We start from the raw sequence: 12,143 nt of genomic DNA on the forward strand, positions 1-12,143 counted from the left end.
CTGGACCGGGGTGGCCGGAACGGCGAGGTCCCTCCCCCGGTCTTTGCCGGGGAAGGGACCTCACCAAACACTTTGCCGGTCAGGCGGTCAGGGGCGCGTCCGCCGACGGGTGCCACCTCGGCGTGAACGGCGACGGCCGGCGCCACCCTCGGCGCTCTCCTCGTCGCCCTCACCATCGGCGAGCGCGTCCGGGTCGTCAGCCGCAGCCAGTCGAGCCGACTCTCCCTGCTGGCTGTCGGAGATCGCCGGCGCGGCGGCGGTGTCCGACTCGTAGCGGGACAGGTCGTAGCCCATGGTGTCCTGGTAGTCGGCGTCCGGTTCGACGGCGCTGGTGTCGGTGTCGACGACCTCGACCGCCGCCCGCTCGACCGGGGCGTTCTTACGCGCCCGGCGACGGGACGACGCGGTGCCCTGCTCGGTGGCCGGAGCGGCGGCCACGGACGAGGCGACCGCCTTGACCTTCTCCCCCGCACCGGCAGGGCGCGGCTTCTCCGGCACCGGCTCGGTGTGCATGATGACGCCCCGGCCCTTGCAGCACTCGCAGGTCTCGCTGAACGCCTCCAGCAGGCCCGCGCCGATCCGCTTACGGGTCATCTGCACCAGACCGAGCGAGGTGATCTCGGTGACCTGGTGCTTGGTGCGGTCCCGGCCCAGGCACTCGGTGAGTCGGCGCAGCACCAGCTCACGGTTCGACTCGAGCACCATGTCGATGAAGTCGATCACCACGATGCCGCCGATGTCGCGCAACCGGAGCTGGCGGACGATCTCCTCCGCCGCCTCCAGGTTGTTGCGGGTGACGGTCTCCTCCAGGTTGCCCCCGGAGCCGGTGTACTTGCCGGTGTTGACGTCGACGACCGTCATCGCCTCGGTACGGTCGATCACCAGCGAGCCGCCGGAGGGCAGGAAGACCTTGCGGTCCAGACCCTTGATGATCTGCTCGTCGATCCGGTACTCGGCGAAGACGTCGCTCGTGCCGACGTGCCGGCGCACCCGGTCGACCAGATCCGGGGAGACGTGCGACAGGTACGACTCGACGATGTCGTACGACTGCTCGCCCTCGATCACCAGCTCGCGGAAGTCCTCGTTGAACAGGTCACGGACCACGCGGATGACCAGGTCCGGCTCCCCGTAGAGCAGCGCCGGGGCGCCACCCTCGGCGGCCTTGGCCTGGATGTCCTCCCACTGGGCCTGGAGCCGCTTGACGTCACGAGCCAACTCGTCCTCGCTGGCACCCTCGGCGGCCGTACGGACGATCACGCCCGCGCCGTCCGGTACCAGCTTCTTGAGCACGTCCCGCAGACGCTTGCGCTCGTTGTCCGGCAGCTTCCGGCTGATCCCGGAGGCGTTGCCGTTGGGCACGTAGACCAGGTGCCGGCCGGAGAGCGCGATGTGGCTGGTCAGCCGAGCGCCCTTGTGCCCGATCGGGTCCTTGGTGACCTGGACCAGCACGGAGTCGCCGGAGCGCAGCGCCTGCTCGATCGAGCGGGCCCGCCCTTCCAGACCGGAGGTGTCCCAGTTGACCTCACCGGCGTACAACACCGCATTGCGACCCCGGCCGACGTCGACGAACGCCGCCTCCATGCTCGGCAGCACGTTCTGCACCTTGCCGAGGTAGACGTTGCCGGCCATCGTGCCGGAGGAGTTGCGGGTGACGTAGTGCTCGACCAGCACGCCGTCCTCCAGGACGGCGATCTGGGTGCGGTCACCGCGCTGCCGGACCGCCATCACGCGGTCGACGGCCTCCCGGCGCGCCAGGAACTCCGACTCGCTGAGAATCGGCGGTCGCGTACGCCGCTGCTCCCGGCCGTCCCGACGGCGCTGGCGCTTGGCCTCCAGCCGGGTCGAGCCGGACACGCCCTGCACCTCGTCGACGGTCCGGCGCGGCTCGCGGATCTTCACGACGGTCGGCACGCCGTCGTCGGCGGCGCCCTCCGTGTCGCCGGCGCCACGGCGGCGACGACGCCGGCGGCGACGGGTCAAGCCGTCCCCGCCCTCGGCCTCGTCGTCCTCGTCGCCTTCGGCCTCGACTTCGGCGGTCTCTTCCTCCTCAACCTGCGCCGCCTCTTCGGACTCCTCGTCCTCGGCGTCGTCGGCCCCGCCCTTGCCCCGGCCCCGGCCGCGGCGACCACGCCGGCGGCGACGGCGCGCGGCGGCGCTGTCCTCGTCGTCCTCATCCGCCTCGGTGGCCTCTTCGGCCTCCTCGGTCGGCTCCTCCTCGACCTCGATCACCTCGACCGGCTCGACCTCGCGGCGACCACGCCGGCGGCGGCGGGACGGCTCTGCGGCCTCCTCGGCTGCCGGCTCCTCGGCGACCGGGGCGGGCTCGACCGGGCGGGTCACCGGCACGGCGTCCGGCTGCGGCGCCATGAACAGCACGGTGGGTGCGGAGAGGGCGGCGCGCCGACGACGGGTACGCGGCTGCTCCGGCTCGACCTCGTCGTTCGGTTCATCGGTCACACCGGAGACGGCGGCACCCGGTGGCACCTCACCGGAGCGCTCCTGCGCGCCACTGGTCCAGGCCAGCTCGGCGGCGGTCGCGCTCGGGACGGCCTCCGTGTCGTTCAACTCGGCCTCGGCCTCGCGCAGGTCGGACTCCGCCGGCTCCTCGGCGGCGACCGGTTCCTCGACGGCGACCGGCTCCTCGGCGACGGGCTCCTCGACCGCGGGCGGCTCCTCGACGGCAGCCGGTGTGGCCTTCTTACGCCGGGTACGGGTCACCTTGACCGGCGGAACCACCTCGGCCGAGGCCGCCTCCGCGGAGGCCGCGACCAGCGGCTCCTCGGCGGTCGTCTCGACGGGGGTGGCCTTGCGGCGGCGCCGGGGGGTCTTCGGGGCGACGTCCAGGTCGCCGGAGACCGGGGCGAAGACCTCCGCCTGCGGCGACTCGGCACCGCCGGCGTCGCCGGTGGGCGCCTCGATCGGCACGTCGGTCTGCTCCGGCTGGTTGAGCGGGGCGGCCCGACGCCGGGTCGCCCGGGTGCGCCGCACCGGCGCGGCAGGCTCGGCGCTCTCCGCGTCGACCGGGTCCGCCGGGGCTGAACCGACAGCCGTGGTAGGGGTCGCGACGGCAGCGCCGTCGGCAGTGGTGCTCTGGTCGGCGGTTTCACCGGCCGGCTGTGAACCGGTCCGTTCGCCGCCCTCGGGCTCGTTCTCGAGCATGGACGTTCTCCAGTTCTGGCTACCCCGGGCGCGTGTGAGCGCTGCCACGCAGGGTCGCCGCAAAAGTGTTTCCGCCGGGCGCGCGTGGTGCGCGACCGCCGAAGTCTGCCTGCCAGAGCACGGACCGTCGGTCAGTGCCCAACGATGGTTGCCCCGCCGCGGTCCGCATCCAACGGATCCACGATCGCACCCTGCGCGGTCAACGTGCCCTGAGCCAGCCGGGTCACCCTCGGCGAAACCGGCGGCTCCAGGTCGGCCACCACGCGGAGGCCGGAAAGGACGTCATCGGGCCGTACGGACGGGGTGACCTGCCGCACGACCAGTTCGAGTATCGCACACGGTACGGCCGGCGCCCCGGAAGGCGTCGGCGTTGGCGCGAGGACATCGATCGACATCACGGCCGCTCGGGCGTCGAAAGTGCGTCGCCCCTGCTTGGTCATCCGCTCCACCAGCACCTCTTCGGCCGCGACAAAAGCGTCGACCGCGGCGCGAAGGACCGCCGTGTCGACCTCGGGCAACTCGATGTGCCAGTGCGACGCCTCGATCCGGTCCGGAAGGTTGCCGCTTTCGGCGATCACGGCGTCCAACACGTCCAGCCCCGGCGAGAGCGCGGCGTCCAACGCGGCCCGCAACTGCTCCGGGTCGACCGCCGCCTGAAGACCGATCTCCAGGTACTCCGCCTCGCTCGCCACCCCGGTGGGCGCGGCGCTGGCGTAGGAGATCTTCGGGTGCGGGTGGAAACCCTGGGAGAAGGCGACAGGTACGGCGGCCCGGCGCAGCGCACGCTCGAACGCCCGGGCGAAGTCACGGTGCGAGGTGAACCGCAACGGTCCGCGCTTGGCGTACCGGATGCGGACGCGCTGGACGACCGGCGCCTGGCCGCCCTCGGGTTGAGGCTTCTTGGCGATCGTGGGCTCCTCGGGTGTACCTGCGTGTCCGCCCATCCTGGCGCAGGGCCCGTGACGGTACGCATCCGGGGCGGCCGTCCGGCCCTGGCGAACCGGTTCAAACCGGTCGACACCACCATGATCACGTGCCGGAACGCCGATGGCCGGCCGGGAGACCCGAAGGTCGTCCGGCCGGCCATCATGATCAGGACCGGTTACCGCTCCCCGGCGGGGCCGGCGGCGGCGCCCCTCCCGGCGGGCCGTAACCCGGCGGCGCGTAGCCGGACGGTGGGGGGTATCCACCACCGGGCGGGGCGTACCCCGGAGGTGGGGGGTATCCACCACCGGGTGGTGCGTACCCCGGAGGTGGGGGGTAACCGGACGGCGGCGCGTAACCAGCGCCGGGTGGCGGGTAACCGCCGGGGGGCTCCTGGTCGAGCAGGTGGTCCGGGACGTTGGCCGCCAGGGCCGCCTCTCGGCGGTACCGACGTCGGTTCCAGATCAGGAACGCCACCAGCCCCAACACCAGCACCAGCACCACGGCGACACCGATGACGATCACCATGACCTGCTGGTCCGTGGGGCCACCACGGTCGCCGTGCTGGGTGACGTCGAACTCCTCGGCCGCGTCCGCGGTCTGCGTCGGCGCCGGGTCGGCGGTCGCGGCGGTCGGGTCGAGCAGCGGGTTCGCGGTGACCGGCGGCACGTTCGCGCTCAGTGCGGTCACCGGGTCGATCAGGCCGAAGCCGTACTGCGGGTCGCGGCCGGCGGGACCGGCGTCCCGGGCGGTGCGAATGATCCGGTTGATCACATTGGGGGCGTCGAGGTTCGGGTACTTCGATCGGATCAACGCGGCGATGCCGGCGACGATCGCCGTGGAGTCGGAGGTGCCGTCACCCCAGCCGTAGCCGTTGTCACGGCCGGCGTTGTAGATGTCATCACCGGGCGCGGCGATCACCGCCTCCGGACCCTGGACCGACCCGGACCAGAACCTGCCGCCCCGGGTCGTCCCGGTCACGGCGATCACGCCGGGGACGTTGGCGGGAGCATCGACCTTGGTGCTGCCCTTGGCGGTGTTGCCGGCGGCGACCACCACGACGACGTCGTGATCCAGGGCGTACTGGATGGCGCTGAGCTCTGCGGGGGTGGCGGCCGACGGCTTACCCAGTGACATGTTGATCACCTTGGCGCCACCGTCGACAGCCATCCGGATGCCGAGGCTGACCGGCGCAGCGTCATACGGCGCAGCCTCATCCCTGGAGGCGTCCAGTTTGATGGGCAGGATCTTCGCACCGGGGGCAATGCCGTCCACGCCGTCCGGGCTGGCGTTCGTCGCCGCGATGATGCCGGCCATGTGCGTGCCGTGCCCGTGCGTGTCGGTCCGTCCATCTCCGCTGCCGCCGTCACTGCGGCCACCTCGGAGCACCTGCCCCTTCAGGTCCGGGTGGTTGGCGTCGACGCCGGTGTCGAGCACGGCCACGACCACGCCCCGCCCGGTGGACAGCTTGTGCGCCTGCTCGATCCGCAGCTCGTCCACATACCACTGTTCGGCTCGCCGAGGTGCCGCGACCGCCGGCTGGGCGGCCCCCAGCACCAGGAGCCCCGCCAGCAGGCAGGCCGCGGCCGGTCGGATCGCTCCGACGTTCACTGTCATCCGTTCGTCCTCATCGCAGGATGCCCGGGGACGCCCCGTCACCAGGACCCCACGGATCGTCGTCCTCAGTCAACCACGACGAGTGCTCCGAGCCCGTACCACCACCACCGCCGTGCCCGGCACCGCCCGCGCCGCCCATCATGCCGCCGCCCATCCCGGCGCCCCCCATCCCGGCACCGCCACGCGCGCCGCCCGCCATGCCGGCGCCGGCGCCGGCCGCGCCCGCACCCGCGCCGGTGGCGGCGCGCAGCGCGTTCGCCGCGCTCGTCATCGGAGGCACCTTGCCGTTGCCGCCACCCACCATGCCGGGGATGCCACCCATGCCACCCACGCCGGCACCGCCGCCGGACCCGATCCCGCCGCCGGACCCGATCCCGCCGCCCGCACCAACGCCGCCACCGAAACCGCCGCCGGCGCCACCGAGGCCGGCACTGCCGAGGCCGCCACCCGCGCCGCCGTATCCGCCGCCAATGCTGCTGGGCGCGGCGCCAGCCAGACCGGTGCTGTAGCCGTCGTCGACACCCGGATATCCCGAACCGGTGGGCGGAGGTTTCAACGAACCGGCGCCGCCGCCGGTGGAGCCGTCGCCGAGCCCGCTGGACGGGGGCGGGGAGAACGGTCCCCCCTTGGACGTCGGCCCGCCAGTGAGGTCGGCGCCGATGCCGGGCGGCCTGCTGCCGATGTCCGGACCACCGCCGGTGTCGAACCCGCCGCCGATGTTGGGTCGTCCGTTCGGCGGCACCCGATCGTCGGGTCGGAAGTCGTCCGAAATCCTCTCAGGGGGCTCCGGAGGCGGCGCTTCGCCCACCACCAGCTTCGGACGCTCGGAGTACACGGCCGCGGGCAGCGGGGACATCGCCGTGTTCGCCGCCTGCTGGTTGTCCTTGTACCAGTTGTCGAGATGGTCCTTGGTGTCCCACCAGCCGCCCCGCTTGTGGTCGTCGGCCTGGCCGTCGACCTTCATGGTCGCCTCCAGGTCGTCGGCCTTGTCGCGGAACGCGCCATCGGCGTACGACCCGGGGTTGCTCTGGTAGTCCTTGCGCAGCGCGGCGAGGAAGCCCGACGCGCTCTCGCCGTCCCGGGCGTCGCCGAGGTCGGTGCCGTTGGGCAGGCTCCAGTTGTTGATGCCGAAGTCGTCCATCAGCGGGACCGGGATCGTGGCGACCACCTTGCGGATGTCCGTCTCGATCCGCGCCAACGCGCCGCTGACGTTCGTCGAATCGGTGATCAGATCCTCGATCTGCTTACCGATCTGACCCAGATGCTCGCGGTAGGCGTCACCGCCGCTGCCCTTCCAACCGGCGAGCATCCCGGGCAGGCCACCGACGTGCGGGCGCTCCTGACCTGTGGCGATCGGGCCGACGAACGATCGGCCGACGAGCGCGTCCCGCAGCTGCGTCAGGCCGGAGGAGAGGTTGCCCCACCCCTGCCCGACCGATCCGACCGTCTCCGGGTCGGCGGAGAGCGTCACCTCGCGGACGCACCGCTCCCAGCTTCCTTCAGCCATGACGTCCCCCTCAGGCCGTGTACGGGTAGGTGGGCGCGCCGCCGGCAGCAGGCGGCGGCGCCGCCGACTCGAGCAGCCGCTCGATCTCCTTGCCGGTGGCGGCGTTGCGCGCTTCGGTGTTACGGAACGCCTTGGCGATGTCCTCGGTGCCCTGCTTCAGCCCGGCGAGATTCTGGGAGAGCGTCCTGAGGTGCATCTCCATGTTGGCCGTGGAAGTGGTCAGCGCCTGCCACTGCATGCGGGCGTCCTCGTAGGCGCCGAAGGGGGTGCCGTTCGGGACGGTCTGGGCGTTGTTGCTGTCGCCCTTCATCCGCTCCTTGACGCGTTCCATCTCGTAAAGGATGGTGTCGTCGACGTACTGCTTCAGCCGCTCGACGTACGCCGCCGCGGCGTCCAGGTCCTCGACGCTGACTTGTAGATCGCCGGTGTTCGGCGGCGGAATGGTCCCCATCAGCTTCCTCCCCCGTTCCCGACCCACCGGGTCGGTCCATGTCAGACGCAGCGTATCGAGTCTGACCCAGTCGGGGCAGCCCCAGCCACCGTCACACCGCGCAGTCGTCGTCGATGCCGACGAGGGTCGCGGGGTCGACCGTTGCGGGCTGTGCAGGCCGACCAGCGCCAACGGGCCCGCGAGACGCGGACCCGTTGGGTGACATGTCGGATGTGGAGTTTAGTGGTGCATCGCCGCCCGGCGCTGCCCTGGACGGGCGGTCAGTGGGAGTGGCCGGCTGCCGGGACCTTCATGCCGCTGCCGCCCAACGGGGTGAGCGGCAGCAGCTTCTTACCGGTGGGGCCGATCTGGATCTCGGTGTCCATCGATGGGCAGACGCCGCAGTCGAAACAGGGCGTCCACCGGCAGTCGTCCTGCTCGAACTCGCTGACCGAGTCCTGCCAGTCCTGCCAGAGCCAGTCCTTGTCCAGGCCCGAGTCCAGGTGGTCCCAGGGCAGGACCTCCAGCTCCTCGCGCTGCCGGGTGGTGTACCAGTCGAGGTCCACCCCGAACGCGGGCAGCGTCTCAGCAGCCGCGTCGACCCAGCGCTGGTACGAGAAGTGCTCGCTCCAACCGTCGAAGCGACCGCCGTTCTCCCACACCTTGCGGATCACCGAGCCGACCCGACGGTCGCCCCGGGAGAGCAGCCCCTCGATCAGCGACGGCTCGCCGTCGTGGTAGCGGTAGCCGATGGCCCGGCCCAGCGAGCGGTCCGAGTTGATCGCCTGCTTGAGGATCTTCAGCCGGTGGTCGATGACCTCCGGACGCTCCATCGACGCCCATTGGAAGGGGGTGTGCGGCTTCGGCACGAACCCACCGATGGAGACCGTGCAGCGGATGTCCTTGGAGCCGGTGGCGGCCCGACCGGCCTTGATCACCTCGTGGGCCATCTCCGCGATCTCGAGGACGTCCTCGTCGGTCTCGGTGGGCAGGCCGCACATGAAGTAGAGCTTCACCTGCCGCCAGCCGTTGGTGTACGCGGTGACGACGGTGCGGATCAGGTCTTCCTTCGTCACCATCTTGTTGATGACCTTGCGGATCCGCTCCGATCCGCCCTCCGGGGCGAAGGTCAGGCCGGTCCGCCGCCCGTTGCGGGACAGCTCCTGCGCGAGGTCGATGTTGAAGGCGTCCACCCGGGTCGACGGCAGCGACAGCGAGACGTTCGTGCCCGCGTACTGCTCGGCGAGGCCCGAGCACATGTCACCGATCTCGGAGTGGTCGGCCGAGGAGAGCGACAGCAGGCCCACCTCGTTGAAGCCGGAGAACTCCAGGCCCTCGCGGACCATCTGGCCGACCGTGGTGATGGACCGTTCCCGCACCGGACGGGTGATCATGCCCGCCTGGCAGAACCGGCATCCCCGGGTGCAGCCCCGGAAGATCTCCACCGCGTACCGCTCGTGCACCGTCTCGGCCAGCGGGACGAGGGGCTTCTTCGGGTACGGCCAGGCGTCCAGGTCCATCGTCGTGCGCTTGTGCACCCGGAACGGCACGTCCGCCCGGTTCGGCACGACCCGCTGGATCCGCCCGTCCGGGAGGTAGTCGATGTCGTAGAAGCGCGGCACGTAGACGCTCTCGGTCCGCGCCAGCCGCAGCAGCAACTCGTCGCGGCCACCCGGGGAGCCCTCGGCCTTCCACTCCCGGACGATCGCGGTGATCTCCAGAACCGCTTCCTCGCCGTCGCCGAGGACCGCGGCGTCGATGAAGTCGGCGATCGGCTCCGGGTTGAACGCGGCGTGCCCGCCGGCCAGGATCACCGGGTCGGCGTCGGTGCGGTCGGCCGCCAGCATCGGGATGCCGGCCAGGTCGATCGCGGTGAGCATGTTGGTGTAACCGAGCTCGGTGGAGAAGGAGATGCCGAACACGTCGAAGTCGCGGACCGCCCGGTGCGCGTCGACGGTGAACTGCGGCACGCCGTGCGTGCGCATCAGGGTCTCCAGGTCCGGCCAGACCGCGTACGTCCGCTCGGCGAGGGTGTCGGGCAGCTCGTTGAGCACCTCGTAGAGGATCTGCACGCCCTGGTTGGGCAGGCCCACCTCGTAGGCGTCGGGATACATCAGTGCCCAGCGCACGGTGGCCGCGCCCCAGTCCTTGGTCACGGCGCCCAGCTCGCCCCCGACATATTGGATGGGCTTGGAGACCTGGGGCAGCAGCGGCTCGAGCTGGGACCAGACCGACGGCTCCAGGTCGCGGCGCTGCGTCAGAGGCGCCGAGCTGGAGTCGTCGCGAGAGTCGGTCGCGGCCGCGCGCGGCGTCGGGGACGTGGCACTCATGATGCCCAAGGGTACGCGCCCGCCCGGCGGTGGCGGCACGGTACTAACCTCGGACCGGCGCGAGAGGAGATTGCCGCGATGCCCGAGCCCCAGCCGGGAGCACGGCCGGCCGACGGGAGCACCCCGGGCGCGGAGCCGGACCGGGATCCGGCGGCCGCCGACGAGCCGACCTCCCCACCCGTACCCTCGGACCAGCCGGAACCCTCGGCGCAGCCCGACACTCCCGACCAGCCGGAAGCCTCGGACCGGCCGGAACCCCCGACGCAGCCCGACACTCCGGAGCAGCCGGAACCCTCGGACCAGCCGGAACCCCCGACGCAGCCGGAGACTCCGGAGCAGCCGAAATCCTCGGGCCAGTCCGAGGCCGCCGCCACCGTGGAGGCCCCGGCGCCCAGGTGGAGCGGCTCGGCGCCGGTGCCGCCGCCGCTGCCGCGCCGACCGGTCTGGGGCGAGTCGGCCGAGCCGACCCCGCCGCCGCCCGTGCCGGTCGGCTCGCCGGAGCACCAGACCCCGGTCGACCCGTGGGCCGGTGTGGACACCGGCGGCTGGGACCTGCCGTCCGCCGAGTTGCCCCCGCTGCCCCCGACAGTGCCCTACCCGACGCCGCCGGCGACCCGGCAGTGGTCCGGTCCGCCCGCTCCCCCGGTCGGGTCGCACCCGGTGTCTCCGGCGGTCGGGTCGCATCCGGTGTCTCCGGCGGCCGCCCCAAGGCCACCACAGGTCACCGGGCCGCGGATCCCGGCCCGGCCGATGTCGCCGCCCGCACCGCCGCCGGCAGCGCCGAAGCAGCGCCGGGGCCGTCGATCCGCCACGCCGCCGGTGGCGCCGCCGCCGGGCTGGCAGGCCCCCAAGGGGTACGTGCCGGTGCCGGTGCGCCGACGTCGCCGCTGGCCGTGGTTCCTGCTGCTCACCCTGGCCTGCTGCTGTGGCTGCCCCGCCTACTACGGGTTCCCGATCTCGGCCCAGTACCCGGCCCAGGCCGCACTGCCCGCACAGGTGGACGACCTGAGCCTGCGCCAGGACAACCGCAGCGCGGAGACCGCCCAGCAACTGGAGAGCGAGGTCCGCAAGGAGCACTGGCTGGCCGAGGACACCTTCGCCGGTGTCTACTCCACCTCACATGGCAAGCAGGTGACGGTCTTCGGCGGCACCGGCTTCCGGCTGAACCCGGAGTCCGACGCGGACGCCGAGATCAGCCGGCTCACCGAGCGCTACGCGCTGGACGCCCCCGAGAGCGTGGACACCGGTGTGCGGGGCCGGCACGAACGATGCGCGGTCGGCCGGTCCGATGGCGGCGACGTGGTGGTCTGCACCTCGGTTGACTACGGCAGCATCGCCACCGGGGTGTTCACCCGGCTCTCCGTCGCCGACAGTGCCGCCCTGCTGGCCACCCTGCGCGCTCAGATCGTCCAGCCCAAGGGCTGACGTCGGATCAGGCCTCGCGGATCGGGTCCGGGTGGGCGCGCGGCGGTGCGTAGCGGGGGACGTACTCCTGGCCGGTGAGCTTCTGGATCTCACTCATCATCTCGTCGGTCATCTGCCGCAGCGAGGCGCGGTCGGTCGGCCGACCGGTGAAGTCCAGTGGCTTGCCGAACCGAATGGTGATCTTGGCAGTGCCGGGACGGGGCACCCGGGCGCCGATCGGCTGCGCCTTGTCCGTGCCGATCATGCCGACCGGAATGATCGGCACGCCGGTGGACGTCGCCAGCCGGACCGCCCCGGTCCGCCCCCGGTAGAGCCTCCCGTCCGGCGAGCGGGTGCCCTCCGGGTAGACCACCACCAGGTCACCGCCCTTGAGCGCCGGGATCGCCGCGTCGAACGCGGACAGCGCCGCCCGACCGCCGCCCCGTTCGACCGGGATGGCACCCAGGCCGGTGAGGACGAACTTGGAGATCGCGCCCTTCACGCCGGCGCCCTTGAAATACTCCGACTTCGCCCAGAACGCCAGATGCCGGGGCACGACCGTGCCGAGGAACAGCTCGTCGGCCACCGAGAGGTGGTTGCCGGCGAAGATCGCGCCGCCGGTCTGCGGCACGTTCTCCAGCCCCTCCACGGTCGGGCGGAACGCCAACCGCAGCGTGGGCCCCACGGCGAGCTTGCCGATGGTGTAGAGCAGGGGCACTGGTCCTCCGGCAGATGAGGTGCGGACAGGCGGTGTCACGGTAGCGGACGCCTC

General features: G+C 72.0%; 8 protein-coding genes. 1 reads left to right on the top strand and 7 read right to left on the bottom strand.

Features of this window, described 5'->3' with window-relative positions:
• Window positions 1-87: 87 nt before the first annotated feature.
• The 6 genes from JOD64_RS07805 to JOD64_RS07830 all read right to left on the bottom strand — a co-directional run bounded on the left by JOD64_RS07805 (window position 88) and on the right by JOD64_RS07830 (window position 9,967).
• Window positions 88-3,159 (bottom strand): Rne/Rng family ribonuclease, encoded by a 3,072-nt coding sequence (locus tag JOD64_RS07805; RefSeq protein WP_204941624.1) that lies wholly within the window; start codon window positions 3,157-3,159, stop codon window positions 88-90.
• A gap of 131 nt (window positions 3,160-3,290) precedes the next feature.
• Window positions 3,291-4,103, bottom strand: coding sequence for a TIGR03936 family radical SAM-associated protein (locus tag JOD64_RS07810; RefSeq protein WP_275581415.1), 813 nt, complete (start codon window positions 4,101-4,103; stop codon window positions 3,291-3,293).
• Between the two features lie 148 nt (window positions 4,104-4,251).
• Complete coding sequence (gene mycP / locus JOD64_RS07815; protein ID WP_204941625.1) at window positions 4,252-5,700, bottom strand: type VII secretion-associated serine protease mycosin; 1,449 nt, start codon at window positions 5,698-5,700, stop codon at window positions 4,252-4,254.
• A gap of 10 nt (window positions 5,701-5,710) precedes the next feature.
• Window positions 5,711-7,207: a WXG100 family type VII secretion target gene (locus JOD64_RS07820; RefSeq protein WP_204941626.1), complete on the bottom strand. Its 1,497-nt coding sequence runs from the start codon at window positions 7,205-7,207 to the stop codon at window positions 5,711-5,713.
• A 10-nt stretch (window positions 7,208-7,217) separates the two neighbouring features.
• Window positions 7,218-7,658, bottom strand: a complete 441-nt coding sequence (locus JOD64_RS07825) for a hypothetical protein (RefSeq protein WP_204941627.1) — start codon at window positions 7,656-7,658, stop codon at window positions 7,218-7,220.
• Window positions 7,659-7,918: 260 nt separating this feature from the next.
• The gene (locus tag JOD64_RS07830) at window positions 7,919-9,967 is read right to left on the bottom strand and encodes a TIGR03960 family B12-binding radical SAM protein (RefSeq protein WP_204941628.1); all 2,049 of its coding nucleotides are present in this window, start codon (window positions 9,965-9,967) and stop codon (window positions 7,919-7,921) included.
• Between the two features lie 78 nt (window positions 9,968-10,045).
• Between JOD64_RS07830 and JOD64_RS32890 the strand changes: the two genes are divergently transcribed.
• Complete coding sequence (locus JOD64_RS32890) at window positions 10,046-11,392, top strand: hypothetical protein (RefSeq protein ID WP_239559447.1); 1,347 nt, start codon at window positions 10,046-10,048, stop codon at window positions 11,390-11,392.
• A 7-nt stretch (window positions 11,393-11,399) separates the two neighbouring features.
• Here JOD64_RS32890 and JOD64_RS07840 read toward each other — a convergent pair whose 3' ends face one another.
• Window positions 11,400-12,089, bottom strand: coding sequence for a lysophospholipid acyltransferase family protein (locus tag JOD64_RS07840; RefSeq protein ID WP_204941629.1), 690 nt, complete (start codon window positions 12,087-12,089; stop codon window positions 11,400-11,402).
• Between the last annotated feature and the right edge of the window lie 54 nt (window positions 12,090-12,143).

Source organism: Micromonospora luteifusca, assembly GCF_016907275.1.
Lineage (GTDB): Bacteria > Actinomycetota > Actinomycetes > Mycobacteriales > Micromonosporaceae > Micromonospora > Micromonospora luteifusca.